General features: G+C 66.1%; 23 protein-coding genes. 10 read left to right on the top strand and 13 right to left on the bottom strand.

Going from position 1 to position 25,218, the window contains the following annotated elements:
* Nucleotides 1–19: 19 nt before the first annotated feature.
* Entirely contained in the window at nt 20–1,435 is a 1,416-nt protein-coding gene (locus A5699_RS16365) for an SRPBCC family protein (RefSeq protein ID WP_067771043.1), read from the bottom strand.
* Complete coding sequence (locus tag A5699_RS16360; RefSeq protein WP_067771042.1) at nt 1,435–2,280, bottom strand: SDR family NAD(P)-dependent oxidoreductase; 846 nt, start codon at nt 2,278–2,280, stop codon at nt 1,435–1,437. The genes A5699_RS16365 and A5699_RS16360 overlap by 1 nt, the downstream gene beginning before the upstream one ends.
* A 145-nt stretch (nt 2,281–2,425) precedes the next feature.
* Between A5699_RS16360 and A5699_RS16355 the strand changes: the two genes are divergently transcribed.
* Genes A5699_RS16355 through A5699_RS16335 form a run of 5 tightly spaced genes read left to right on the top strand, consistent with a single transcriptional unit; the run spans nt 2,426 to nt 8,593 of the window.
* Nucleotides 2,426–4,033, top strand: a complete 1,608-nt coding sequence (locus tag A5699_RS16355; protein WP_067771189.1) for an SMP-30/gluconolactonase/LRE family protein — start codon at nt 2,426–2,428, stop codon at nt 4,031–4,033.
* Nucleotides 4,034–4,035: 2 nt separating this feature from the next.
* Nucleotides 4,036–4,773, top strand: coding sequence for a GntR family transcriptional regulator (locus A5699_RS16350; RefSeq protein WP_067771040.1), 738 nt, complete (start codon nt 4,036–4,038; stop codon nt 4,771–4,773).
* Complete coding sequence (locus A5699_RS16345; RefSeq protein WP_067771039.1) at nt 4,773–6,323, top strand: AMP-binding protein; 1,551 nt, start codon at nt 4,773–4,775, stop codon at nt 6,321–6,323. Before A5699_RS16350 ends, A5699_RS16345 begins: the two co-directional genes overlap by 1 nt.
* Before the next feature lie 6 nt (nt 6,324–6,329).
* On the top strand, nt 6,330–7,103 hold the full coding sequence (locus A5699_RS16340; protein ID WP_067771037.1) for an SDR family NAD(P)-dependent oxidoreductase: 774 nt from the start codon (nt 6,330–6,332) through the stop codon (nt 7,101–7,103).
* On the top strand, nt 7,100–8,593 hold the full coding sequence (locus A5699_RS16335; protein WP_067771036.1) for a long-chain fatty acid--CoA ligase: 1,494 nt from the start codon (nt 7,100–7,102) through the stop codon (nt 8,591–8,593). The genes A5699_RS16340 and A5699_RS16335 overlap by 4 nt, the downstream gene beginning before the upstream one ends.
* On the opposite strand, the gene A5699_RS29965 is transcribed toward A5699_RS16335, so the two are convergent.
* Nucleotides 8,577–8,930 (bottom strand): SDR family oxidoreductase, encoded by a 354-nt coding sequence (locus tag A5699_RS29965; RefSeq protein ID WP_231965743.1) that lies wholly within the window; start codon nt 8,928–8,930, stop codon nt 8,577–8,579. The two genes, A5699_RS16335 and A5699_RS29965, sit on opposite strands and share 17 nt — an antisense overlap.
* A 4-nt stretch (nt 8,931–8,934) precedes the next feature.
* On the opposite strand from A5699_RS29965, the gene A5699_RS30310 reads away from it, so the two are divergent.
* On the top strand, nt 8,935–9,807 hold the full coding sequence (locus tag A5699_RS30310) for a hypothetical protein (protein WP_369806710.1): 873 nt from the start codon (nt 8,935–8,937) through the stop codon (nt 9,805–9,807).
* 164 nt (nt 9,808–9,971) lie between these two features.
* On the opposite strand, the gene A5699_RS16330 is transcribed toward A5699_RS30310, so the two are convergent.
* The 6 genes from A5699_RS16330 to A5699_RS16305 all read right to left on the bottom strand — a co-directional run bounded on the left by A5699_RS16330 (nt 9,972) and on the right by A5699_RS16305 (nt 16,041).
* Entirely contained in the window at nt 9,972–11,045 is a 1,074-nt protein-coding gene (locus A5699_RS16330; protein WP_067771035.1) for a dihydrodipicolinate reductase, read from the bottom strand.
* 124 nt (nt 11,046–11,169) lie between these two features.
* The gene (locus A5699_RS16325) at nt 11,170–11,622 is read right to left on the bottom strand and encodes an SRPBCC family protein (RefSeq protein WP_067771033.1); all 453 of its coding nucleotides are present in this window, start codon (nt 11,620–11,622) and stop codon (nt 11,170–11,172) included.
* A gap of 3 nt (nt 11,623–11,625) precedes the next feature.
* On the bottom strand, nt 11,626–11,805 hold the full coding sequence (locus tag A5699_RS16320; protein WP_067771032.1) for an antitoxin: 180 nt from the start codon (nt 11,803–11,805) through the stop codon (nt 11,626–11,628).
* A 24-nt stretch (nt 11,806–11,829) separates the two neighbouring features.
* Complete coding sequence (locus A5699_RS16315) at nt 11,830–14,205, bottom strand: cation-translocating P-type ATPase (protein ID WP_067771031.1); 2,376 nt, start codon at nt 14,203–14,205, stop codon at nt 11,830–11,832.
* Complete coding sequence (locus tag A5699_RS16310) at nt 14,202–15,308, bottom strand: MBL fold metallo-hydrolase (protein ID WP_067771029.1); 1,107 nt, start codon at nt 15,306–15,308, stop codon at nt 14,202–14,204. The genes A5699_RS16315 and A5699_RS16310 overlap by 4 nt, the downstream gene beginning before the upstream one ends.
* A gap of 1 nt (nt 15,309) precedes the next feature.
* Complete coding sequence (locus A5699_RS16305; RefSeq protein ID WP_067771028.1) at nt 15,310–16,041, bottom strand: enoyl-CoA hydratase; 732 nt, start codon at nt 16,039–16,041, stop codon at nt 15,310–15,312.
* Between the two features lie 27 nt (nt 16,042–16,068).
* Here A5699_RS16305 and A5699_RS16300 point away from each other — a divergent pair, with 27 nt between their 5' ends.
* The gene (locus tag A5699_RS16300) at nt 16,069–17,541 is read left to right on the top strand and encodes a carboxyl transferase domain-containing protein (protein ID WP_067771027.1); all 1,473 of its coding nucleotides are present in this window, start codon (nt 16,069–16,071) and stop codon (nt 17,539–17,541) included.
* 54 nt (nt 17,542–17,595) lie between these two features.
* Here the strand turns inward: A5699_RS16300 and A5699_RS16295 are convergent, their stop codons facing one another.
* From A5699_RS16295 to A5699_RS16285, 3 genes are read right to left on the bottom strand one after another with little or no spacing between them, the layout of a single operon-like run.
* Complete coding sequence (locus tag A5699_RS16295; RefSeq protein WP_067771025.1) at nt 17,596–19,602, bottom strand: YhgE/Pip domain-containing protein; 2,007 nt, start codon at nt 19,600–19,602, stop codon at nt 17,596–17,598.
* Nucleotides 19,603–19,604: 2 nt separating this feature from the next.
* Nucleotides 19,605–20,315 carry a hypothetical protein gene (locus A5699_RS16290; RefSeq protein WP_067771023.1) on the bottom strand — a complete coding sequence of 237 codons (711 nt, stop codon included), beginning with the start codon at nt 20,313–20,315 and terminating at the stop codon, nt 19,605–19,607.
* 9 nt (nt 20,316–20,324) lie between these two features.
* Nucleotides 20,325–21,506, bottom strand: coding sequence for a CdaR family transcriptional regulator (locus tag A5699_RS16285; protein ID WP_197508310.1), 1,182 nt, complete (start codon nt 21,504–21,506; stop codon nt 20,325–20,327).
* Nucleotides 21,507–21,656: 150 nt separating this feature from the next.
* Between A5699_RS16285 and A5699_RS16280 the strand changes: the two genes are divergently transcribed.
* Nucleotides 21,657–22,922 carry an MFS transporter gene (locus tag A5699_RS16280; RefSeq protein ID WP_197508309.1) on the top strand — a complete coding sequence of 422 codons (1,266 nt, stop codon included), beginning with the start codon at nt 21,657–21,659 and terminating at the stop codon, nt 22,920–22,922.
* Between the two features lie 34 nt (nt 22,923–22,956).
* Entirely contained in the window at nt 22,957–23,949 is a 993-nt protein-coding gene (locus A5699_RS16275) for an ornithine cyclodeaminase family protein (protein WP_067771019.1), read from the top strand.
* On the opposite strand, the gene A5699_RS16270 is transcribed toward A5699_RS16275, so the two are convergent.
* A complete protein-coding gene (locus A5699_RS16270) occupies nt 23,893–24,243 on the bottom strand; it encodes a hypothetical protein (protein WP_067771017.1) in 351 nt (116 codons plus the stop codon). The two genes, A5699_RS16275 and A5699_RS16270, sit on opposite strands and share 57 nt — an antisense overlap.
* On the opposite strand from A5699_RS16270, the gene A5699_RS16265 reads away from it, so the two are divergent.
* The coding region (locus A5699_RS16265; RefSeq protein WP_231965737.1) for a DUF222 domain-containing protein at nt 24,242–25,218 on the top strand (977 nt) is incomplete at its 3' end. The two genes, A5699_RS16270 and A5699_RS16265, sit on opposite strands and share 2 nt — an antisense overlap.

Below are 25,218 nucleotides of genomic sequence, written 5' to 3'. Positions count from 1 at the left end.
GTTACTGGATGCACCCAAATCACTGGATGTCTCGGGGCTCTCCGGTGCCCATGTACTTGGAAAGTTGGTAGTGCAGGTTGACCGTGCTGCGTTCGCGGTAGGGATTCGGCAGAGTTCCCGGGAAGCCCGCGGATTTCATCCCCTGTTGCACTGCGGCCATGTTCGAGAAGTCCTGCGGCAGCACCGACAGCCAGTTCGGGGAGTCCTTCGGGGTGTAGGCCCACTCGGTCTGCGGCTCCTCCCCTTTGGGATACAGCTCGAAGACGGCGACCTCGAAGATGCACTTGTCCGGGTTGTAGCTCGGATCGGGGCGGGCGCTGTAGCACAGTGCACTGGTCAGGCCCTGTCCCACTTGGAAGTTCGGGAAGATCTGCCAGGCCGTGCCGCTCTGTCCCAGGATGTCCGGCGGGATGGTCGGCCAGATCACGCCGCGCGCCTCGTCATCACGACGGGCCGAGGCCAGCCAGTGCTGCAGCACCTCGTCGGCCGGAGTTCCCTCGGGCAGTTCGTCGACCAGCCGTTTGGCGGCGTTCACCAGGGTGTTCGTCGTCGTCGCGTTGGTCTCTTCCATGGTGTACACCTGCATCTCGGCCGTCGAGATGCGCGGATCACCGGTTCCCAGGCGGATCTTGGACTTGGTCTCGTCCAGACCCTTCGGCGCGTCGTAGCCGATGTTGCTGTGCTTGCCCTGCGCCTTTGCCCAGCCCTTGAACTCGCCGAACTGGTTGAACTCCGGGTGCGTGGTGAACACGTGGTAGGTCTCGTTGAAGGCCTCCATCGCGACCTTCCAGTTGCAGTCGAAGTACAACCACTTGCGCCACTTGTAGCGCATGTTCTCCAACCCGAACGGGTCGAGGATCTTGGCCGCCGGGTACAGGTAGTCGATCAACGGCTCGCAGTGCGGGTCCATGTTGATGAACAGCCAGCCGCCCCACGTGTCCACCTGCACGGGCGCCAAATGCGTGTTAGCCGCGGTGAGTTTGCCCTGCCAGTCGTCCTGTTCGCGGATGTGGGTGCAGGCGCCGTCGAGACCGTACGTCCAGCCGTGGAACCCGCAGACGAAGGATTTCCGGGCCCGGCCGTTCGCGTTCTTGGCCCCCTCGGGGTTGTCGATCAGCTTGCGCCCACGGTGCATGCAGACGTTGTGGTGGGCGGCAAAGGTTTCTGCGCCGGTCCGCACGATGATGATCGAGTCGTCGAGAATGTCGTAGGTGAGGTAGTTGCCGACCTCCGGAATTTCCTCGACCCGACCGACTTGCTGCCATACCTTGCGCCACAGCCGATCCCGTTCCGCGCGTGCGTAATCCGGACTGATATAAGCCTCGACCGGGATGGTCATCGGCTCCGACAGGTCCTCGGCGATGATCCCCGTCGAGTCATCCGGTTCGGCGTCGACCTCCAGCGCGGCGTCGAGATGTGATTCGGTATGGGCCATTAGATCCTCCTGATGGCTTCGCGGAAGGATTCGTCCTTGAGGAACAGCGAGGTGTTGTCCCCGCCGAGGTGGGTCCACCGCAGGTTGAGACCGCCGTCGACGAGGATCGTCTGGCCGGTGATGTAGCTCGACAGATCGGAGAGCAGAAACAGGATCGCTTTGGCCTGCTCCTCGGGAGTGCCGCGCCGGCCCATCGCGATCGCCCGCTGGTCGCGCTCCGGGTCGGCGTCGACATACGTTGCCGAGGCGGCGGTTTCGGTCACCCCGGGAGCGACGGCGTTGACCCGGATACCCTCAGGCGCCAGTTCCACCGCCATGGTCCGGGTGGCTGCCACGATCGCAGCTTTCGCCGTGCCATAGGCGATGTGGTAGGGCGCGGTGTTCATTCCACTGATCGAGGACACCGACACGATGGAGCCCGGATTACCTTGGGCCCGAATCTCACCCGCAACGGCCTGGCTCATGAAGAACATGGTTTCCAGATTCGCGGTGAACAGCTCGCGCCAGTCGGCCCGGGAGACCCGGGTGGCCGGCATCCAGGTGGACGGTGCCGCGCCGCCGGCGACGTTGACCAGACCGTACAACTGCCCGTCCGCCCGGCGCGCCGCGTCAAGCACGGTGGCGATGCCCTCGTCGGTGGACGCGTCGGCCGCCACCGTCACCACGTTCAAGCCCTTGTCGGCCAGCGGGGCGACGTGGGTGTCGAGGTTGTCCTGCGAGCGGCTCACCGCCACCACGGTGGCGCCGGCCTCGGCCGCCATGCGCGTGACGGTGGTGCCGATGCCGCCGCCACCGGCGCCCGACACCACCACGACCCGGCCGTCCAGGTTGACTGAACCATCCATGCGCGGCCCTATTTGTCCGGACAATAAATAACGATCTTCATATTGGAGAACACTATTCCCCAGGGCTTATTCAGCCGTCAAGGCCTGATCTTGGTCGATGGGCAGCTATTGTCTGGACTACGGCAAGTTGCTAACGTCCGAGGTCATGAGCGCCGCTTCGGTATCTGACGCGAGGTACACCGCAAACCCGACCGCAGCCGGGGACTGGACGTTGGAGCAGGTCACCGCTGCCAGCCGCTTGTTCGGCGCGAACGGCCTGCGCACTGGACCCGACGGACGTATCTACGTCGCACAGGTGACGGGCAGCCAGATCAGCGCCCTGGACCTGGCCACCGGACGGCTCGAGACCGTCAGCGCCAAGGGCGGCGACATCATCGCCCCCGACGACGTCGCCTTCGACGCCGACGGCAACCTCTATGCCACCGAGGTGATGGACGGCCGGGTCAGCGTCCGCGCCACCGACGGCACCACCCGCGTGCTGCGCGATGACATTCCCTCGGCCAACGGCATCACTTTCCACGCGGGCCGGCTGTTCGTCGGTGAATGCCGCGAGGGTGGCCGGCTGATGGAGTTCGACCTCGCCGGCGGTGCCCCGCGGGTCCTGCTGGAGAACGTGCCCTCCCCCAACGCGATGGAGGTGGGCCCCGACGGACTCCTCTACTTTCCCGTGATGGGGGCCAACGAGATCTGGCGGATCGATCCTGACGGGGGGTCACCCGAGGTGGTCGCCGGCGGACTCGGCGTGCCCGACTCGGTAAAGTTCGACGCCGACGGCCACATCGTCTCCACGCAGGTCGCCAGCGGCCAGGTGCTGCGCATCGACCCGCGCAACGGCGAGCAGACACTGCTCGCGCAGCTGACCCCCGGCCTGGACAACTGCACGTTCGTCGACGGGCGGTTGTTCGTCTCCAACTTCACCGGTGAGATCACCGAGATCCTGTCCGGCGGCACCACAGCGGTGTTGCCGGGCGGGCTGAACTGGCCGCTGGACCTGACCGTCGGGACCGACGGCAACCTCTATGTCGCCGATGGCACGTACTTCTACCGCGTCGGGCCCGACGGGGCGCTGCAGACCGTCGCGATGCTGTTCTCCCCCGGCTATCCCGGCTTCTTGCGCGGGGTGATCGCTTCGGGCCCAGGGGAATTCATCGTCACCACCGCAGCCGATACCGTGGCCCGCTTCCGCCCGGGCGGCCCCGAAAGTTCTGCGGACGAGGTGAGCCAGGTGCTGGCGGGCGGCATCGACCAGCCCTACGGCGTGGCCCTGGCGCCCGACGACTCGGTGCTGGTGGTCGAACAGGGTGCGGGACGGCTTCTTTCGGTACGCGACGGGGTTGTCGACGTGCTGGCGTCCGGGCTGGACACCCCGGTCGGTGTGACACTCGGGCCGGACGGCGCCCCGCTGGTGTCGGTCGCGGGTGCGGTGGTCCGGGTACATGGTGGATCGGCCGAGCCGCTGGTGGATGGACTCCACACCCCGCACGGCATCCTGGTGCGTGACGGCGCGCTCTACATCGTCGACTCCGGCAGCAAGGAGGTGATCGAGTACGACCTCGACACCGCCGCGCGCACGTCGATCGCTACCGGGCTGCCGGTCGGCCCGCCGCCCGGCGTCACCCCCAAGCCGCTGAAGGGTATGCCGCCGTTCTCCGGACCGCAGGGCCCGTTCGCCGGAATCACCGCGGGACCTGATGGCACGCTGTATGTCTCCGGTGACGGGGACGGCAGCGTGCTGGCGCTGCGTCGGGGTTGAGAATGACACTCACCCCCACCGAACACCGTTACCTCCAGGTGGCGCGCACCCTGCGCAAGGAGATCGTCGACGGGGTGTACCCGGTGGGCTCGCAGTTGCCCACCGAGCACGAGCTGTGTGAGCGCTTCGAGGTCAGCCGCTACACCGTCCGTGAAGCGCTACGTCGGTTGCGCGACGACAACCTGGTCACCTCGCGGCCCCGCGCCGGGACCACGGTGGCGCCGCGGGCATCCACGAATACCTATGCCCAGGACGTGGTTTCGATCAACGACCTGCTGGCGTTCGCCACCGGCGCGCAGTTCACCATCGAGTCCAACGCCATGGTGACGATCGACGCCGAACTGGCCGACCGCACCGGGCTCCCGCTCGGTGAACAATGGTTGGCGGTGCGCGGCTACCGGCAGGCCGACGACGACACCGCCCCGGTCTGCCGCACCGAGTACTACATCAACCGCAGCTTCGCCGCCGTCGGCCGGCTGCTGCAGCGACACTCCGGTCCGATCTTCCCGCTGATCGAGGATCTGTTCGGTGTCAGCATCGTCGAGGTGCACCAGGTGATTTCCGCGATCTCGGCGACTGATGAGCTGGCTGCGGCCCTCAAGGTGGCCGCCGGATCGGCAGCCCTGCAGATGCAGCGGACCTACACCACCTCCGACGGCGAGGTCGCCCAGGTGACCGTCAACACCCACCCGTCGGACCGATTCCGGCACGCCATGACGATGCGTCGGGTCAAAGGCTGATGCGACACGATCAAGCCCGCACCGACGATGCCTACGCGCGCGGGCTGTGGGTTTCCACCACCTTGGCCGATGCGCTGGCCGACGCGGCACGCGACACCCCGGATCGGGCGCTCGTGATCGACGGCGACGTCACCCTGACCGCCGGTGAATTGCATTCTCGGGCCCGGGCTCTCGCACTGCGCCTGGCCGAGTGGATGCCGCCGGGCAGCGTGGTGTCGTTCATGCTGCCCAACTGGCATGAGGCCGCGATCATCTACCTGGGCGCCACGCTGGCCGGCATGGTGGTCAACCCGATCCTGCCCTCATTGCGCGACCGCGAGCTGAGCTTCATCCTCGCCGACGCGCAGAGCCGGGCGATCTTCATCCCCGCCGAATTCGGCAGCCACGACTACGCCACCATGCTCATCCGGGTCTGTGCACAGTTGGACACCCCACCGGAGGTGGTGGTGCTGCGCGGAGATCCCGGGCCACACCGGGCATTCGAGACGCTGGGCGAGGCCGCCGAGGGCGAGCTGCCGGCCCTCGACCCCGACGCCGTCCGGATGATCATGTACACCTCGGGCACTACCGGGCGGCCCAAAGGCGTGCTGCACAGCCACAACTCGATCCACGCGTTGATCCGCCAGCTCGGCCAGCATTGGATGGTCGACCCCGGCGACACGTTCCTCGTGCCCTCGCCCATCGCCCACATCGGCGGTTCCATCTACGCCTTCGAATGTCCGTTGCTGTTGGGCAGCACCGCGGTGCTGATGCAGCGCTGGAACGCCGAGGACGGCGTGGCACTGATGACCGCCCACGGGTGTACCCACATGGCCGGGGCGACACCGTTTCTGGAGCAGCTCCTCGGCGCCGCCGAACGGGCCGGCACCCGACTGCCCGACCTCAAGGTGTTCATCTGTGGTGGGGCCTCGGTGCCGCCGTCGCTGATCCGGCGGGCGTCGTCGTATTTCGAGCGGGCCGTGGTCAGCCGGGTGTACGGCTCCACCGAGGTACCGGTGACGACCGTCGGTTCACTGGCACCCGGTGACGTCGAGCATGCCGCCGAGACCGACGGCCGGCCGGGCTTCGCCGAGGTCCGGCTGGTGTCCGGCGAAATCCGAGCGCGCGGGCCGCAAATGCTGCTGGGCTATCTGCACGCCGACGACGACATCGAATCCTTCGACGAGAACGGCTCTTTCCGCACCGGAGACCTCGGCCGTTGGGTCGACGGCGACTATCTGCAGGTGACCGGGCGGGCCAAGGACCTGATTATCCGCAACGGCGAGAACATCTCCCCCAAGGAAGTCGAGGACATCCTAATCGGCAAACTCGGCATCACGGAGATCGCTGTCGTCGGCCTGCCCGACGAACGCACCGGCGAGCGCGCCTGCGCGGTGCTCGTGACGGCCGACGGTCACCGGCCCGATGTGGCCGATCTCGGCCGGGTGCTGACCGAGCACGGCCTGGCCCGGTTCAAAACCCCGGAGCGGGTGGAGATCTGGGATGCGCTACCGAAGAACGACGCAGGCAAAGTCTTGAAACACCACATCCGAGCGACGCTGGAGGGTTGACCAGTCATGCAGGTTGCGATCGTCACCGGGGCCAGCAGCGGCATCGGATTCGGCTGTGCCACCACGCTTGCCGCGGCGGGGATGGCCGTCGTCGGCGCCGGCCGGGATGCGGACCGGCTCGCCGAACTGGAGCGTGCGATCGGTGATCCGGACCGGGTGCAGACCGTCACGGCCGACCTAACCGCCGACGACGGCCCGGCTCGTGTGGTCGAGGCCGCCGTGCAGCGCTGGGGGCACGTCGACTTCCTGATCAACAACGCCGGTATCGGCAGCCCCAAGCCGTTGCACGAGACCGACGACGAAACCCTGGATTACTTCCTGGGGATCATGCTGCGGGCACCGTTCCGGCTGGCCCGAGATGTGCTGCCGCACATGGGTCCGGGCTCGGCGATCATCAACGTCACCTCCACGTTCGCCGTCGTCGGCGGCTTGCGCGGCGGGGCCTACTCGGCGGCCAAGGGTGGTTTGACGGCGCTGACCACCCACATCGCCTGTCAGTACGGCGCGCAGGGCATCCGGTGCAATGCGGTGGCCCCTGGCGTCACGGTCACGCCGATGGTCGAGCACCGGTTGGAGAACGAAGGGTTCCGCAAGATGCAGACCGAGATGACGCCGCACACCCGGCTGGGGCGGGTGGAGGACATCGCCGCCACGGTGGCATTCCTGTGCTCGGAGGGCGGCAGTTTCATCAACGGCCAGACCATCGTCGTCGACGGTGGGTGGAGCTCGACGAAGTACCTGTCCGACTTCGCGCTGAACTCGCAATGGATTGCCCGATGAACGTTTTCGCGGTTCTCGACCAGGCCGCCGCCCGGTTCGGCGACCGCGGTGCGGTGTTCCTCGGTGAACAGCAGGTACATACCTGGGCGCAGCTGCGCGACCGGACACTGCGGTTGGCCACCGCACTGAAGTCTCTCGGTGACCGCGGCACCCGGATCGCCGTCGCCAGCGAGAACCGGCCCGAGATCGTCGAGTTGATGTTTGCGATCTGGGCGGCCGAGTGCGTGTTCGTGCCGATCAATTACAAGCTGCACCCGCGCGAGATGGCCGACATCGTCGCGGATTCCGGTGCCAGTCAGGTGTTCGCCTCGGCCAAGATCGCGGCCGGGTTGGAGTTGGACATCCCGGTCGAGACGATCGGTGGGCCGGACTACGGCCGGTGGTTCGACTCTGCCCCTGCCGTCGCCCCGACCACCGACCCCGGTGCCCTGGCCTGGCTGTTCTACACCAGCGGCACCACCGGAAAGTCCAAGGGCGCCATGCTGTCCCATCGCAACCTGATGGCGATGACAGTGTCCCACCTGGCCGACTTCGACGACCCCGACGAGAACTGCAGCCTGATCCACGGCGCCCCGATGTCGCACGGCTCGGGCCTGTACATCCCGCCGTATGTGTTGCGTGGTGCCCGCCAGGTGATTCCGGAATCGGCCGCGTTCGAGCCCGACGAGTTTCTGGACCTGTGCGATCACCATCCGGGCAGCAGCGCCTTTCTGGCCCCGACCATGGTGCAACGGCTCATCCAGACCGGCCGGCCACGTCCGGAGAACCTGAAAACCGTTGTCTACGGCGGCGGCCCGATGTATGTCGACAGCCTCAAGAAGGCGCTGGCCGCCTACGGTCCGATCTTCGTGCAGCTCTACGGCCAGGGCGAGGCGCCGATGACGATCACCGGGCTGCGCCGCGCGGACCATATTGCGGCTCTGGAAACCGGAGACGACGCGACGCTGGGCTCGGTCGGTTACCCGCGGTCCGGCGTCGAGGTTGCCGTGCTCGGCTCCGGCGGCGTGCCCGCAGCCGTCGGTGAGATCGGCGAAATCGTCTGCCGCGGCGACGTCGTCATGTCCGGCTACTGGAACAACCCCACCGCCACCGCCGCCACCCTCAACGACGGCTGGCTGCACACCGGCGACATGGGCTCCTTCGACGCCCGCGGCTACCTCACCCTGCGCGACCGCTCCAAGGACGTCGTGATCAGCGGGGGCAGCAACATCTATCCCCGCGAGGTCGAGGAAGCCCTGCTCGAACATCCCGACGTCATCGAGGCCGGCGTCGTCGGCGCCCCCGACGCGGACTGGGGCGAAGTCGTCGTCGCATTCGTGGTGGGCGACGTCGACGCCGCGGCCCTCGATGCACATCTGCTGGAACGCATCGCTCGGTTCAAACGGCCCAAACGGTACGAATTCATCGATGCGCTACCGAAGAACAGCTACGGCAAGGTGCTCAAACGGGAACTGCGGGAGCGGCTAGTCACACCTAAATCCGACCATTAATGACAGCCAGTTCCGCCCCGGTGATGAAGCTGCTCTGATCCGAGGCCAGGAACAGCACCGCGGAGGCGATTTTGTCGGGGTGACCCAAGCGCTTCACCGGCACCTCAGCCGCCGAGGCGTCCAGCAACTCATGCTTCGGTTCGGCGGGTACCAGGCCGGTGAGTCCCGAGGTTTCGATCGGGCAAGGGACGAGGGTATCGACCCGAATCCTTGCAACTCGGATGTCACCTACTCGTACAGCAAACCGACTCTCCGGACATGCCGGGTCGGTTCTTCCCGTACGATGATCGCACGCACTTTGCCGGTCAGGAACCGGATAGATGCCTCGGGGGGTCATTGCGATGTGGGACGTCATTGACCATACGGCGTCGGTTCTGGGAATCATCGGATTTGTTCTTGCGCTCGTCGGCGGTTCCAGATTCTTGAAGGGCGCAAAGTCGACCGCGCAATGGTTCATAGGCATTTGGTCGCTGCTGCTATTCGTATGGAGTTGCTTACTTGCCGCCCACATCGACTGGGTTATGGAACGCACTTGGCAGTTCCTCAGTTCGTCGTTTGCATATGTAGAAAATTTTACAGGATTGTCATCGTCGGGGGGATGGACACTAACATTCATGATCTTCGGCGCAGTCTTGGCGGCTTCTCTCGCGCCGCTCAGGATCAGTGGTCTGCGTAATGATCGACTTACACAGATCTCACAGCCAATCATTAAGAAGATCCAAAAGAAATATGGCAAAGATCGAAATAGATTAGCGCTCGAGTTTCAACGATATATAAAAGACACTGGATTAAATCCGACGCTAGCCTCAGCGTCCTACATTGGGATAGGCGTTATCGCTACTATCACGTCGACCTACCTCCAGGCCGTCGGCCTGAACTATGCAAACGTACACTACGGAAAACTATTCACTAGTCCGGTGCTACCTTGGTTACTGGTTGCAGTAATTGCACTAATGCGAACTGCGGTGCAAATAATTTCTCAGAATTATGTCACTACAAATTTCGGCTCGCCGCCCGGGAGTGGCACCGCCGCACGCGTAGTAGTGACAATCTGTGTCGTGGGAAGCGCGGTATTCTCAATCAACGATGGACGAGCGCTGCTATCCTTCATCTGTTACTACTTCGTTCAATTGGTCATTCTGTGGGTTTTGACAAAAGAACCTGTAACGATTGACCCGCAGATCGAATTGAAGTGGACCAAGCACTACTCGTAACCGGCGACGGTTGGCCCACACACGCCGCTTCCGTCCGTCTTAGCTTAAACCAACTGACTGTCCCATGAACACCGGCGTCTGACTGAGATCGGATGGGCTGACACTTCCGACCCGTCAAGACCCAACGCACTCGAAGATGCCCCATTGCACCTTAGCGTAAAGCGTCACCACATCAGCCCACGAATCAACTCCGTCGGCGGAATATCCTCGGCGGCAATCAATCCCGCAGGCGCCTGACACACCCAGTCGATCGCATTGACCACCCGCGCCGCCGTGGAGAGGCAGCCGGCGTCGGTCACGTCGAGCACCGGGTGGGACAGTTGCGTGCTCACCTCGATGCGGGGCTCACCCGCCACGATCACCGTGTGAATCCCGGATTGGCCCTCGGGCGGATATTCCCACTCCGGCGCGGCCGCCGGGGTGAGCCGGGTGGTGTGTTCGACGGTGATGATCGGGATACCGCCGCGCAGGCCTTCGGCGGCAAAGCGCACCCCGGCCAATTGCCCGGGCTCGACGGTCATCATCGTGCTTTCGATGCGCTCGGTGGCGTACCACGGCTCGAACCGTTGGCCGACCTCGTCGAGTTCCACCCCGAGCCGGTCGGCGAGGTTGCGAACGAGGCCGCCGAACATCGCCGTGATCACCCCGGGCTGAAAGGCCATCGGCAGATCGTCGTCCGGCGTGGTGCCGAAACCCATGGCGGTGCCGGTGTATTCGTAGTCGTCGTAGTTGCCGTAGTCGAAGATCTCCTTGACCGTCACCGACTCGGCACGGGTGACCAAACTGAGTGCGGCGTAGACCGCGGTGTCCCCGGAGTAGCCGGGATCGATGCCGTTGACATACAGCGACGCGTCGCCGGCCGCGCACGCCTCCTCCAGCGGCACCCGCAGCCAGTCGTCGGCCTGGCGCGGGGTCACCAGCCACACCATCGATGTGCCGACGACGTTGATCCCGGCACGCAGGAATCGAGACATCTGCTCGATGGCCTCCATCGGGCGGGTCTCCCCCAACGCCGTATAGACCACGCAATCGGGCCCCAGAGCGATGAGCGCGTCGATGTCGTCGGTCGCGATCACGCCGGTCGGCTCATCGAGCCCACACAGCTCGGCGGCGTCGCGCCCGATCTTGTCCGGACCGGACGCATGCACACCGACCAGCTTCAGATCGGGCCTGCCGATGATCGCCCTCAGTGAGTGTCGTCCGACGTTTCCGGTGGAGAACTGCACCACTCTGCGCATCCTGACAACCTATATCGCTGACTTCAATCAGTTAACAAATAGGTCCGGAAGCAGCGCGAACAGACGCAAACCCACGTGTTTTCCCTGGATAAGGGCGCGGTTTTGCGTCTGCTCGCGAGGGGAATTACGCCGAGGGCGCGTAGAGGGCCTTGAACTTGTTCAGCGACTGCTGGATGTCGCCCTTGAGCGCGGCGGCCACCACCATGCCGATCGGCCCGAACAGGGCCGGCCCGCCGAGGTGCACGTCGAAGGACACCGTCGCACCGTCGGCGCCATCGACCTGGGCCGGCTTGATCTTGCCGATCAGCTTGACCTTGACCCCGCCCCGGCCGTCACCGTTGAGCGTCAGGGACTGCGGCGGTTTGTAGTTGACCAGCGTCCACTTCACCCGGTTCAACATGCCCTTGACCTCGACGATCGAGTCGATCACCGTGCCCTTTTCCAGGGTCTCGGGCAACTTCGAGCGCCAGGCCCGGTGGATGCTGAGCCATTCGTCGTACCGGGACAGATCAGAGGCGTACTCCCACGCCTTCTCCGGTGGCAACGGAACATCAACGGAGACAGACAACTTGGCCATGGGTTACTGCTGCGGATCTGCCTTGTTGATGGCGTTCTTGGCAGCTTCCTGCGCCTTGTCGACGGCGCCGGAATACTTGCCCTGCGTCTTCTCGTCGACGATGTCACCGGCCTTGTCGATGGCCTGCTCGACCTTGTCGGCATTCTGCGACAGCAGGTCTTTGGCCTTGTCCAGGAATCCCATCAGCCCACCCTATCGTCGTGCCAGTTATCTCCACAACCGCCGCTTCTCGCCCAGCACCAGGCCCTGAATCCACCACAGCGCCTCGATCAGCGCCGCCCCGATCAGGCCGATACCCAGCGCGATCCCAGTGACCTTGAGATTCGACGGATCCAACATGAACAGGCGCTGCGCCAGCGGCAAACTGAAGATCAGCACATACGCCAGCGCCGAACACGCCACCAGGATCACGCGCCACCATTCGTAGGGCCGCGCCACCACCGACAGCACCCACAGCGAGGACACCAGCAGCGTGATCAGCGCCGCCGTGGAGGCCTGCGTCTGCTCCACCGGGCTGGCCGCACGCCCCTGGTAGGCCACCAGATAGGAGATGAACGTGACGGTCCCGACCACCAGGCCCGAGGGCAACGCGGCGGTCATCACCCGACGCACGAACCCCGTGTGGGCCCGTTCGTTGTTCGGGGCCAGCGACAGGATGAACGCCGGGATACCGATGGTGAACCAGGCCGCGATCGTGACGTGGATCGGCTGGAACGGGAACAGCAGCGGATCGGTGTCGAACCATTCCGACGACAACCCGGCCAGCCCGACCAAAATCGCCAGCAGCACCGAGTACACGGTCTTGGTCAGGAAGAGGTTCGAGACCCGCTCGATGTTGCCGATCACCCGCCGGCCCTCACCGACCACATACGGCAGGGTGGCGAACTTGTTGTCCAGCAACACGATCTGGGCCACGGCCCGGGAGGCCGAGCTGCCTGAGCCCATCGCGACGCCGATGTCGGCGTCTTTGAGCGCGAGGACGTCGTTGACGCCGTCGCCGGTCATGGCCACGGTGTGCCCGCGTGACTGCAGGGCATGCACCATCGCCCGCTTCTGATCCGGACGCACCCGGCCGAAGGTGGTGTACTCGTCGAGTGCCTCGGCCAACTGGTCGGGTTCGTGCGGCAGCTTGCGGGCATCCAGCGCCTCACCGTGCAGGCCGAGCTTGCCCGCCACCGCGCCCACCGAGACCGCGTTGTCACCGGAGATCACCTTGACCGAGACATGCTGGGAAGCAAAGTAATCGAGGGTGTCGCCGGCGTCGGGACGGATCCGTTGCTCCAGCACCACGAGCGCCACCGGGGTGACGGTGCCGGGCGCCTGCGGAGCGTCGACCGGCAGGTCTGAGGAGCCCACCAGCAACACCCGCAGCCCCTGGGCGCCGATCTGCTCGGCCTGCTCGGCGATCGGAGAATCGGAGTCCAACAACACATCCGGCGCGCCGATCACCCAGTTGCCGTGCTCGCCGTACGACGCACCGCTCCATTTGGTGGCGGACTTGAACGGGGCCGTCGCGGTCGCCGTCCACCCCGGCGGCGTCGCGAAGGCCTCGGCGATGGCCAGCATGCTGGCGTTGGGCCGGGCATCGTCGGCGGCCAACTGCGCCAGTACGTCGGCCGTATCGCTTTCACCGAACGCCTTGAGATCACTGACACGCATACCGTTTTCGGTGAGCGTGCCGGTCTTGTCGGCGCACACCACGTCGACGCGGGCCAGGCCTTCGATCGCCGGCAGTTCGTTGACCAGGCACTGACGCCGGCCCAGCCGCACCACGCCGACCGCGAACGCGATCGAGGTCATCAGGACCAGGCCCTCGGGCACCATCGGCACCAGCGCACCCACCATGCGCAGCACGGCGTCGCGCCAATCGGCACCAGTGGTGAACAGCTGCGTGTAGATGGTGAGCAACCCGGCCGGCACCAGCAGGTAGGTGATGAACTGCAGAATCTTGTTGATGCCGTTGCGCAGTTCGGATTTCACCAGGGTGAACTTGGAGGCCTCTTCAGCGAGCTTGGCGGCGTACGCCTCATGGCCCACCCTCGTGGCCCGGTAGGCACCCGAGCCGGCCACCACGAAACTGCCCGACATCACCGCGTCGCCGGCATCTTTGGCGATCGGATCGGCCTCACCGGTCAGCAGGGACTCGTCGACCTCAAGGTTGGACTCCTCGATGACCTCGCCGTCCACCACGATCTGGTCGCCGGGCCCGAGTTCGATGATGTCGTCGAGCACCACCTCGCTGGGCAGTACATCGCGGGTACCGGACGCCCGGCGCACGGTGGGTTTGGCCTGACCGACGATGGCCAGCTTGTCCAGGGTCTGTTTGGCCCGGATCTCCTGGATGATGCCGATCGCGCTGTTGGCGATGATCAGCAGACCGAACGCACCGTTGATCAACGACCCGGTGGACAGCACGATCAGAAACAGCACACCGAGGATCGCGTTGATGCGGGTGAACACATTGCCGCGGACGATCTCGGAGACGCTGCGGGCCGCGCGCGTCGGCACATCGTTGCTCTTGCCCTCGGCAATCCGTTGTGCCACTTCGGCATCGGTGAGGCCGACGGCGTTGATCGTCGTCACAACTCCCACCACGGATCGACCGTGGGTGATCCGGAATCGACCCGCTGCCCCGGCCGCGGCACGGCGATCTGGACGCCCGCCGGATCGGCCGCCGTCAGCAGGCGCCGCACCGGCTCGGCCCAGGGATGCGGTGCCAGCCGGAACGTCGCCCAGTGCACCGGCACCAGCAGACCGTTGTCGGTGACATCCAGATGCGCACGTACCGCCTCCTCGGGATTCATGTGGATGTCCGGCCAGGCCGGGTGATACGCGCCGACCGGCAACAGGGTCAGATCGAACGGCCCGTGCTCCGAACCGATTTCGGAAAAACTCTTGGTGTAGCCGGTATCCCCGCCGAAAAACGCCCGGTGTTCGGGTCCGACGATCGCCCAAGAGGCCCACAGGGTGGTGTTGCGCTGGAACAGCCGGCCGGAGAAATGCCGGGCCGGCGTGCACACCAGGGTGAGCTCACCGATCCGGTGGCTCTCGTTCCAATCCAGCTCGATGATCCGGCTTTCGGGGATCTCCCACTTGCGCAGGTGCGCACCGATACCCAACGGCACCAGAAACGGCGCCCGTTGGGTGCGGGCCAACCCGAGCACGGTGTCGATGTCGAGATGGTCGTAATGATCATGGCTGATCAGCACCGCGTCGACGGCGGGCAGCGCCTCCAGCGGAAGCGGCGGCTCATGCAGGCGTTGCGGGCCGACGAGACGCGACGGTGAGCACCGGTCACTCCAGATCGGGTCGGTCAGCACCCGGTAACCGTCGATCTCGACCAGCGCGGTGGAGTGGCCGTACCAGGACACCGCGCAGGCGGCGGCTTCTCCGTCGGCGGGCTCGGCCAGGGGGATCGGCCCGGGTGGACGACTCGCCGCACGCGAACCGAACATCTCGGTGATCAACATGCGCTGCTCTTCTCGGCTCATGCTGATACCGGGTGAGGCCGGCTCGATGTTGACGAAGACCCCGTTGGCGTATTGCGGGGAGCGCTGCGCGACGGGGCGAATATCGCGGGGCAGTGCACCCACTGAGGCGTACGTCCCGTTCAGTGCGCGCAACAACCACCCACCGGCCAGCAGCGAGGCCGACCTGGTGGCCACCCGCAGCGCAGCCCGCAGCATGTCAGGCCCCGGTGAAGTTGGGCGGCCGCTTCTCGACCCGCGCCACCTGCGCCTCGATGACGTCGGGGCTGGCCCACGCCTTGTCGAACAGTTCCTTGTGGGCGGGCCACGGCTCTTCGTAGGCACCGTCGTCGTTGAGCACGCGCTTGGCGTGCTGCAGCGCCAGCGGCGCAAACCCGGCGATCTCGCCGGCCCACTTCTGGGCGTCGGCCAGCGTGCCGATGCGGTTGGCCATCCCGGTCTGCAGCGCGGTGTCGGCGGAGAGCTTCTCCGCGGCCAGCAGCATGCCCCGCGCCCGGCCGTAGCCGACCAGCGAGGTCAACCGCCGGATGCTCCAGTTATCCAGGGCCAGGCCATATTTCGCGACCGGGAACTGGAAGTAGGCGTCGGGTGCGACGACCCGCAGGTCACAGATCATGGCCAGGATGACGCCCGCGCCGATCGCCGGGCCGTTGATCGCGCCGATGACCGGAACCGGCGTCTTGTCGATCGCCAGGTTCAGCGCCAAAGCCTTGTCGGGCAACTCGGCGGCGAATGCGTCGCCGGACAGATCCGCACCGGCGCTGAACACCGTGCCGGCGCCGGTGAGCACGATGGCCCGGACATCCTCGGATGCGGCGTTCTCCACCGCCTCCCGCAGGCTGTCGACAAGCTCGCAGTTCAGCGCGTTGCGCCGCTCCTCGCGTTGCAGTTCCAGGGTCAGGACATTGCCGTCTCTGCTGACACCAATCATGTGGGCCAGCCTATATAGGGTCGAGCTGTGAGTCGGATCGGCGCCCGCGCGCTACGTGATGCAGTTCTGGACGAAGGTTCCTTCCGCAGCTGGGACGCCCCGCCCCTGCAGGTCGCCAGCAGCGAGGACTACCGCCGTGAACTGGCCGAAGCCACCGCCAAGACCGGCCTCGACGAATCGGTGCTGACGGGTGAGGGCACCATCTTCGGCCGCCGCGTGGCCGTGGTGGTCTGCGAGTTCGACTTCCTTGCTGGGTCGATCGGCGTGGCCGCGGCCGAGCGGATCACCGCCGCGGTGACCCGGGCCACCGCCGAGGGCCTGCCCCTGCTGGCCTCGCCGAGCTCCGGCGGCACCCGCATGCAGGAAGGCACCGTGGCGTTTTTGCAGATGGTGAAGATCGCCGCCGCCGTCGAGCTGCACAAACAAGCCCACCTCCCCTACCTGGTCTACCTGCGCCACCCGACCACCGGCGGGGTGTTCGCGTCCTGGGGATCGTTGGGCCACGTCACCGCCGCCGAGCCCGGGGCGCTGATCGGCTTCCTCGGGCCGCGGGTGTACGAGCACCTCTACGGCGAACCGTTTCCGTCCGGCGTCCAGACCGCCGAGAACCTGCACGCCCACGGCGTCATCGACGGCGTGGTGCCGCTGGCGCTGCTGCGCGAGACCCTGGACCGCACCCTGCGGGTGGTCGTGGATCCCCCGGGCCCGCCGCCGGCCGCCGCGGCCGCCGAGCCGATGCCCGACGTGCCGGCCTGGGACTCGGTGCAGGCCTCCCGGCGGCCCGACCGCCCCGGCGTCGGTCATCTGCTGCGGCACGGGGCGACGGACCGGGTGCTGCTGTCCGGCACCGAACGCGGCGAGGCCGCCACGATGTTGCTGGCGCTGGCCCGGTTCGGCGGGCAACCCGCGGTGGTGCTGGGCCAGCGGCGCGTCGTCGGCGGTCTGGTCGGACCGGGCGCGCTGCGCGAGGCCCGACGCGGCATGGCATTGGCGGCCGGGCTGCAGCTACCGCTGGTGCTGGTCATCGACACCCCCGGGCCGGCCCTGTCGATCGAGGCCGAGCAGGGTGGGCTGGCCGGTGAGATCGCCCGGTGCCTGGCCGAACTGGTCACCCTCGACACCCCGACGGTGTCGGTGCTGATGGGTCAGGGCAGCGGCGGGCCGGCCCTGGCGATGGTGCCGGCCGACCGGGTGCTGGCCGCGGCGAACGGCTGGCTGGCCCCACTGCCGCCGGAAGGCGCCAGCGCGATCGTCTACCGCGACACCGACCACGCTCCGGAACTGGCTGCGGCACAAGGAGTCCGGTCCACCGACCTGCTGCGCCACGGCATCGTCGACGTGATCGTGCCCGAGCATTCCGACGCCGCCGACGAGCCGCGGGCCTTCACCGAGCGGTTGTCGACCGCGATCGCCGGTGAACTGTCCGCGTTGCGTACCGTGCCCGGCGATCAGCGCCTGCAGACCCGGCTGGAGCGCTACCGGCGTATCGGGTTGGGCTGATTTGGGTGCGTTTGGTAACGGTCAGCGTTACCAAACGCACCCAAATCACCGGCCTCACACTTCGATCGGCGGATGCAATCGATCCATGGTGTACTGCCGGTTACGTCTGGCCGCCCACGAACTGGCGGCCAGGGAGACGGCCAGCACGCCGGACAACACCGCGATCGCGATCCACAACCGCGAATCGATGCCGCCGACGATCAGCTGCCGAAGCCCGTTGACCGCGTACGTCATCGGATCGACCGGGTGCAGGATCTGGAACGGCTTGGCCGTCGTCTCCACCGGATAGATGCCACCGGCCGACACCAGTTGCAGCATCAGGAAGGCCAGCGTCACCACCCGGCCCACCGACACCCCGAACAACGCGTTGAACGCCTGGATGAGCGCCAGGAACGTGCCCGCCACCAACAACAGGAACGCCACCGTGGCCAGCGGATACTTGGCCTGCAGACCCACCCCGAAATGCACCACCGCGTACATCACCACCACTTGGCACAACACGATCAGCAGCGCAGGCCAGTAGGACGCCAGCACCACCCGCAGCGCCCCCAGTCCGTTGACCACGGGGCGGGACTGCAACGGCTTCAACAACATCCAGATGATCAGGGCACCGATGAACAACGCCAGCGGCAGGAAGAACGGCGCGAAACCCGTGCCGAACGTGGCCGCCGGATTGTGGGTCTGGATGTCCAGGGCCACCGGAGCGGCCAGGGTGCGTGCCACATCGGTGCGCTGCTGCGGGGTCCAGGACGGCACCTGCGTCGACCCCTGCTCGAGCGCCGTGGCCAACTGCTGATTGCCGGCCGCGAGCTGGTCGGTGCCGGCAGCGAGTTCCTGTGCGCCGCTGGACAGTTGACGGCCGCCGTTGGCCAGCTGCACCAGGCCGTTGTTGAGGGCGTGGGCGCCGGTGTTGAGCTGCTGCGCACCGTCGCGCAGTTTGACGACGTCGGAGCGCAGGCCACCGTCGAGTGCCCGCGTGATGAACGTCCGCAGCTTGCTGTTGGGGTCACCGAGTTCGTTCTCCAGCTGAGCGGCGTTGTCGCGCAGCCGGATCAGGCCCTCGTCGGTGGTCGGGTCGATACCGCGGGCCTTGAGCAGCCGTTGCGCGCCGGCCAGGAATTCGCCGGTGTCACGCACCGTGGGATCGGGGCTGTTGCGCAGGAAGCCGACCGCCTGGTCGACGATCGCGGCCGCCTGGGCCTGGTCGATGTTCAACGCCGCAATGCGGTCGGTGGTCGAGCGCACCGCACCGGACAACCGCTGGGCGGCCATGCCGACCTCGTTGGGGTCCAGACCCAGACCGCCCACACGATCGAGCACCGTCAACAGCGGATCGGTCGCGGTGGTAACCGCCGTCGACAGCTGCTTGGTGCCCGCGGCCAACTGAGCGGACCCGTCGCGCGCGGTGATCAGCCCGGCCGTCAGGGCGTCGGCGCCCGTCGACAACCGGTGCGCCCCGTCGTTGGCCGCAGCACTGCCGGTGGCCAACTGCTGCGCACCGTCAGCGGCTTTCTTCAGGCCCGCGCCGGCGTCGGTCAACCCCGTCAACACCGTGCCGACCGTGCGCTCGCCGACCTTCGCGTTGATCTGGTTGATCACCTCGCGGGCGGCGTTCTGGCCGATGACCGAACCCAGGTAGTTGTTGGCGTCGTTGAAGGTGAACACCACGTCGGCCTGGTGCGGCGAACCACCGGCCGGCGACGAGATGCTGGAGCTGAAATTCTTCGGCAGGGTGATCGAGAAGTAATACTTGCCGCCAGCCACCCCGTCGGCTGCCTCCTGCGCCGAAACCCGGTGCAGCTGAAGCTGTCCCGAGTCCACCAACGCGTCGGAGACCTCGTCACCGGCCTTGATCTGTTGACCTTCGACGACCGTCCCCCGGTCCTCGTTGACCAACGCCACCGGAACCTTGCTCACCTCGCCGAACGGGTTCCAGAACGCCCACAGGTACATCGCCCCGTACAGCAGCGGCAGCAGGATGACCGTCACCAGCGCAATCCGTGGCATCGTGCCGCGGGAGAAACGCTTGAGGTCGGTGCCCAACGACATTCCGGCCAACATGACTACTTGCCGCCTTTCTGCGCACCGGCCAGCTCGGCCGGGGTGGTGTTGGGCACGGTGATCTGGGCTCGCACCGCCGAGGCCAGATGATCCGGCACCCCGTTGACCGTCGCGGTGACCACGGTTTGGTTCTCTCCCAGTGCGATCAAGCGCTCCAACAGAACATCTCGATTACGGTCATCGGTCAGATGGTCGAGATTGCCGACCACGAGCAACGGCGGGGTCGCGGTGTTGGCCAGCGCGATCCGCAGCAGGATTTGATCGAGCTCGGTCAGCCCGTCGAAGTACTCCGTCAGCGACGGCAAGGGCAGATCGCCGAACACCGGGGCGCACAGCGCGGCCAGGTCCTCTCGACGGGAGCGGGCCACCAGGGTGTACCAGGGTGCGTCCCAACGGCGTTGCTCGGTGACCAGATCGCGGACCGTCACCGACTCCGACACGGTGTCGAGCTCGTCGATCCCGGCGAGCGCGGCGGACCGGAAGATATCGGTCGCCCGAGTGCGTCCGAACACGCTCAGCTGACCGCTGACCGCTTTCATCCGGCCGGCCAGTGTCATCAGCAACGCGGTGCGGCCGGTGCCCGCCGGCGCGACCAACACGGTGACGCCGCCGTCGGCGATGTCCAGATCGATCGGACCATAGACCGGACCCCAGGGTCCACGCATGGTAATCCCACGCGCGGTGACGGCAGGCTCGGGACTTTGCTCAGGCATGAGCCAATCTCAGCACATCGAGGCAACCAACTGTGCCAACGGCGACCTATTCAGCGCGGCACCGAGCCACACCCCGACGGCAAGGAACCGATCAGCGGGAACCGCCAAGTCGAGCCCGGTGAGCTCGACGATCTGCTGCAACCGGTAGTGCAGGGTTGTGCGGTGCACGTGCAGAATCTCGGCCGGACTCTGATCGCGTCCCGAACACAGCACGGCGCCGACGGTGTCGAAGGCGAAGCTGTCCGGGTCACGAAGCAACGCGGCCAGGGCGGCGGTGGGCCCGGCCGCCGGAGCGGTTTGGTTGAGCAACAACGCGAACGGCTGGACCTGCGCCCAACTCAGTACGCTTTCCGCGCGATACAGCTGCAGACACAGAAATGCGGCCTGCCCCGCCCGGGCGAACAGCTGCCGCACCTGGCTCAACTCTCCGAAGTCGCTGACTCCGCAGGCCGACCGCCCGGCTGCGGGTACGACGAAACGCCTGGTTTCGTCGAGCAACCAGTCAGCCAAGCGGGTGAGACCGTCACTCGACTCACTCTGGAAGACCCCGACCGAACAGCCGTAGAGCTCGGTGGTTGCTGCCAGGCTCACCCCGAGATCGGTTGTGGCACCAGCGATCTGCCGATAGACCCGGATCAGGTCGAAGTCTTGACCGTCGCACGGGTAGTGGGCAACGACGGCGTACCGTCGCCGCTGCAGGGCCGGGTCGACGTCGGCCAAGACATCGCGCCGGCCAGCCAGCAGCTTCTGGATCAGTGCCGCCGACGGCTGCGCGGACGGCGCCTCGCGTCCGCGCCGTTGCGTCAGCACCCGCGCCAGCCGGGTGCAGTACCGCTCGATGAGCTCCTGCGGCAGCACCTTGTCGAGGTCCAACAGCCACATGAACGCCACGATCTCGGTGTCATCCCGGATGGGGAAACAGATGCGGGCGGCCAGCGACAGGGCGGGATTGGGCGGGATCTTGATGGGCTCGGTGGTGGCGTCCCTGGTGTACGAGTTGAAGTAGTCGCGGTATTCCCGCGGGATGCGTCGATCCAGCATCAGCCGAACCCGGTACGGATCAGCGTCACCGAAGTGCCGGCTGACCACGATGAGATTGCCGTCCGGGTCATCGACCGCCACCGACTGCCGGAGTTGCGCGGCGAGACGGTCGACCAACTGTTGCGCCTCGTCGACCAGGCTTGTCTGCACGACTTCATCCTCTCGTAGGTCGCCAATCGGACAAATGAAGCAGCGAGCCCGGCCGACTTCCAGCAGCTGCTGCATGACTACAACATGTGACGCAGATCAAACTGAACCATGCCCACAGCCGAGTCGAGTCCGACGAGACCGACCACATCAATGGACGACGCCAGGTGGAATCGTCTGCACACCCTGGCGGCCGTCTGCACCCTGGGTGGAACTGCACTCGACGGATACATTCTCGGCGTGGTCGGCGGTGCCATCAACGCCGCGACCGACGAGATGGAATTCTCGCCGCTGAGCCAAGGGTTGGTCGGGGCCAGCGCCTTGATCGGCATCTTCATCGGCGGTTTCTTCTTCGGGCGGGCCGCCGACCGGTGGGGCCGGCGCGTCGTGTTCCGATGGAACCTCGTCGCGTTCCTGGCGCTGTCCCTGTTGCAGCTGGTGACCTTCAGCACCTGGGACCTCAGCGCTTACCGGATCCTGCTGGGCGTGGCGATCGGGGTCGAGTACGCCGTCGGCGCCGCACTGCTGTCAGAGTTCGTCCCCACCCGCATGCGCGGGCCCTTGTTGGCCACCCTGCAGACCACCTGGTTTATGGGTTTTGTCAGCGCCAACTTTGTAGCCCTGGCGTGGGCGGATGACAACTGGCGCGTGGTGCTGGCCAGTAGCGCTCTGCCCGCCCTGGTGATCGCGACGGCGCGGATATGGCTGCCAGAATCGCCTCGGTGGCTCCAAGCGCAGGGCCGGATTGCCGAAGCCCAGGCGATCGTCGACAAGCACTTCCCAGCCGGCACCACCCTGCCCCAGGTGCAACCCACCGAAGAATCCGGCAAGTTCTCCGAACTGTTCAGCAAGCAGCACTGGCGCAACACCGTCTACAGCAGCCTGTTCTGGGCGTGCCAGGTCGGCCCCTTGTTCGCCATCTTCACCTTCATCACGCCGGTCCTCGACGACATCGGGCTGCCGTCAGGCTTCTCGCGCGACTTCATCATGAACATGCTGCAGTTCGCCGGTGCCGCGGTCTTCATCTGGGTCGTCGCGATGAGCCGACGTCGCTCGTTGGCCATCTGGACATTCGCCGCCACGCTGGCAGCCCTGCTGGTCCTCGGCGTCTTCCCGAACGCCCCGCTGACCGTGCTGGCGATCGCGACCGGGCTCTACCTCTTCATCGCCTCGGGCGCATCCAACCTGCAGTTCGTCTACCCCTCGGAGATGTTCCCGACGCAGTTGCGTACCTCTGGTGTCGGCTTCGCAGCATCGATGAGCCGGGTCGGCGCGGCCATCGCGACTTACCTGTTGCCGGTGTTGATCGCCACCGTCGGAATCAACGCCTCATTGCTCATCCTCGCGCTGTTCCCGTTGGTCGGGTTGCTCGCCTCGATCGCGTGGGCTCCCGAGACCAGCAAGTCCGCTATCCACTGATCTGAACCAAAAACCCAAGAAGGGAACGTTTTACGTGACTGCGATCGTCAAGGGCCAAAACCTGCTCTACCTCTCCAAGGCCGAGGTTGTCGGCCTCGGGGTGTCCCGGCAGACCATCTTGGAGAAAGTGGCCGAGGCACTCATCGAGCACGGCCACAAGCGCTACGAAATGCCCGCCAAGATCGGGGTGCATCCGTATGAGGACGTGTTCTTCCACGCCATGCCCGCTTATCTGCCGGAGATGAATCTGGTGGGGGCCAAGTGGATCGAGTGCTATCCGCGCAATCCCCGCGAATTCGGCCTGCCCCAGACCACCGGCCTGTTGTGCATCAACGACGTCGAGACCGGCGTGCCGACCTGCGTCATGGACAGCAGCTGGCTGACCGCGATGCGCACTCCGGCCGTCACGGTACTGATGGCCAAGAAACTGCATCCGGGAGCCAAGAAGTTCGGCATGTTCGGCGCCGGAGTGCAGGGCCGCGAGCACGTGCTGTTCGCCGCCGAATACCTCGACAGTCTCGACGAGATCCTGATCTATGACCGCTACCCCGAGGTCGCCGAAAAGTTGGTGGCCGATATCGCCGGCAGCATCGACACCCCGGTGCGGGTCGGTAGCTCCGTCGAAGAGGTGGTCAAGGAGTGTGAGGTACTGAGCTCAGCCACCATCGTTGTGCGCGAACCGATGTCAATCGCCCAGGATGAATGGGTGTCAGCGGGTCAAACCATCATTCCCTGCGACCTCAACACATTCTGGGCCCCGGAGATCTCCCGCCGCGCCGACGCCTACATCGTCGACTCCACCGACGAACACGATCTGTTCGTCGAAATGGGTTACTACCCGGGCGGGAGCCCCACCATCACCGCCGAGACCGGTGAGGTGCTCGCCGGCCTGAAGCCCGGACGTACCTCGGCTGACCAGTTGATCGTGAACAGCAACATCGGAATGGCGGTGTGCGACATGGCCGTTGCCTCAGCGATCCACCAGGCTGCGCTGGAAGCGGGAGTCGGGGTGACCCTCGATCTGTAAACGGTTGCGGGTGCAGTAGCACAGGACTACCCCGGCGATGACGACCTCCACGAGGGCCAGCAGCATCGTCAATGTCATCACTGTGGACTGCGCCGCACCCGCGACCGGGCCGACCGTGTGCTGATGCGCAGGCATCGGACTGTGCACCGCAACCATCGCCAGGTTCATCAACGCGACGGCACACCAGATCCTCGGGGTACCGCGCTGCCAGAGGTCACGCGCACAAAACAGGCAGCCGACGATCATCGCCGCGAGCAGGCCCCAGACCGCCGGGTTGACGGTGTGAGTCAGCATGACGACATGCAACGCCGCCGAACAGGCCGCGAGGACCGCACAGGCCCGCCGTCCGATGACGGAGGGCCTGCGTGCAGCGGTCATCCCGCAATCGTCGCAGGGACGAGGTGCGTGCGCTGACGAACGAGGTGCCGCTGAGGTGGTGAAACCGCTGTGGTTGTCGGTCGGTGGTGGCATAATCGAACATGTGTTCGACATTGATTCTGATGCGGCTCTCATCGACGCGATGAGCGCGGCGGCGCGGGCAGAGTCGAGCGCGATCGCTCACCGGTTGGCGGCGATCGGGGAACTCGACACCCGCCGGGAACGCGAACTGGCCGAGACGGTGTATTGGCGCACCGACCCGTTCGAAGCGGTCGCCGCCGAAATCTCGGCAGCGTTGAACATCAGCCGCCACCGCGCCGGTGAACAGATCCGCCACGCCCGCGTCCTGCGCGATCGACTTCCCCAGGTGGCGGCCCTGTTCGCCTCCGGGGCCATCGACATGCGCATGGTGTTGGCCATCATCAACCGCACCGACACCGTCGACCCCACCGCCTGGGCCGCTGTCGACGAAGCCCTGGCCGCCCGCGCCGGAACCTGGATGCGGTTATCGAAACGCAAACTGCGTGACCGCATCGATCAATGGGTGGCCCGGCTGGATCCCAACGGTGAGCGGGTGCCCCCGCAGATCGATGAGGGCCGGCATTTCAGCGTCGAGGCCGGCACCATCCCCGGCATGGCGACGGTGTGGGGCAATCTACGGGTCGGTGATGCCGCCGCCCTCGATCAACGCCTCGACGCCCTGGCCGCCACGGTCTGCCCCGACGATCCCCGCACACTGGATCAGCGCCGCGCTGATGCCGCCGGGGCGTTGGCCCGACTGCAAGATCACCTACCGTGCCTGTGCCGCACCCCGGACTGCCCGGCAGCAGGCACCCGGGCTGCTGCCGATGCCGCGGTGGTGCACCTGCTGGCTGAGCAAGCCACCCTCGG

It is taken from the genome of Mycobacterium sp. E802, assembly GCF_001666875.1.
GTDB lineage: Bacteria > Actinomycetota > Actinomycetes > Mycobacteriales > Mycobacteriaceae > Mycobacterium.
This window is presented reverse-complemented; position numbering and strand designations above follow the sequence as displayed.

What these genes read in the sequence shown, in the direction of transcription:
- A5699_RS16335 (WP_067771036.1), top strand. Translation starts at nt 7,100, where the DNA reads ATGAACGTTTTCGCGGTTCTCGACCAGGCCGCCGCCCGGTTCGGCGAC.
- A5699_RS16330 (WP_067771035.1), bottom strand. Translation starts at nt 11,045, where the DNA reads ATGCGCAGAGTGGTGCAGTTCTCCACCGGAAACGTCGGACGACACTCA.
- A5699_RS30310 (WP_369806710.1), top strand. Translation starts at nt 8,935, where the DNA reads ATGTGGGACGTCATTGACCATACGGCGTCGGTTCTGGGAATCATCGGA.
- A5699_RS16345 (WP_067771039.1), top strand. Translation starts at nt 4,773, where the DNA reads ATGCGACACGATCAAGCCCGCACCGACGATGCCTACGCGCGCGGGCTG.
- A5699_RS16280 (WP_197508309.1), top strand. Translation starts at nt 21,657, where the DNA reads ATGGACGACGCCAGGTGGAATCGTCTGCACACCCTGGCGGCCGTCTGC.
- A5699_RS16340 (WP_067771037.1), top strand. Translation starts at nt 6,330, where the DNA reads ATGCAGGTTGCGATCGTCACCGGGGCCAGCAGCGGCATCGGATTCGGC.
- A5699_RS16290 (WP_067771023.1), bottom strand. Translation starts at nt 20,315, where the DNA reads ATGCCTGAGCAAAGTCCCGAGCCTGCCGTCACCGCGCGTGGGATTACC.
- A5699_RS16365 (WP_067771043.1), bottom strand. Translation starts at nt 1,435, where the DNA reads ATGGCCCATACCGAATCACATCTCGACGCCGCGCTGGAGGTCGACGCC.
- A5699_RS16270 (WP_067771017.1), bottom strand. Translation starts at nt 24,243, where the DNA reads ATGCTGACTCACACCGTCAACCCGGCGGTCTGGGGCCTGCTCGCGGCG.
- A5699_RS16360 (WP_067771042.1), bottom strand. Translation starts at nt 2,280, where the DNA reads ATGGATGGTTCAGTCAACCTGGACGGCCGGGTCGTGGTGGTGTCGGGC.
- A5699_RS16310 (WP_067771029.1), bottom strand. Translation starts at nt 15,308, where the DNA reads ATGCTGCGGGCTGCGCTGCGGGTGGCCACCAGGTCGGCCTCGCTGCTG.
- A5699_RS16305 (WP_067771028.1), bottom strand. Translation starts at nt 16,041, where the DNA reads ATGATTGGTGTCAGCAGAGACGGCAATGTCCTGACCCTGGAACTGCAA.
- A5699_RS16295 (WP_067771025.1), bottom strand. Translation starts at nt 19,602, where the DNA reads ATGTTGGCCGGAATGTCGTTGGGCACCGACCTCAAGCGTTTCTCCCGC.
- A5699_RS16355 (WP_067771189.1), top strand. Translation starts at nt 2,426, where the DNA reads ATGAGCGCCGCTTCGGTATCTGACGCGAGGTACACCGCAAACCCGACC.
- A5699_RS16320 (WP_067771032.1), bottom strand. Translation starts at nt 11,805, where the DNA reads ATGGGATTCCTGGACAAGGCCAAAGACCTGCTGTCGCAGAATGCCGAC.
- A5699_RS29965 (WP_231965743.1), bottom strand. Translation starts at nt 8,930, where the DNA reads ATGACCCCCCGAGGCATCTATCCGGTTCCTGACCGGCAAAGTGCGTGC.
- A5699_RS16350 (WP_067771040.1), top strand. Translation starts at nt 4,036, where the DNA reads ATGACACTCACCCCCACCGAACACCGTTACCTCCAGGTGGCGCGCACC.
- A5699_RS16325 (WP_067771033.1), bottom strand. Translation starts at nt 11,622, where the DNA reads ATGGCCAAGTTGTCTGTCTCCGTTGATGTTCCGTTGCCACCGGAGAAG.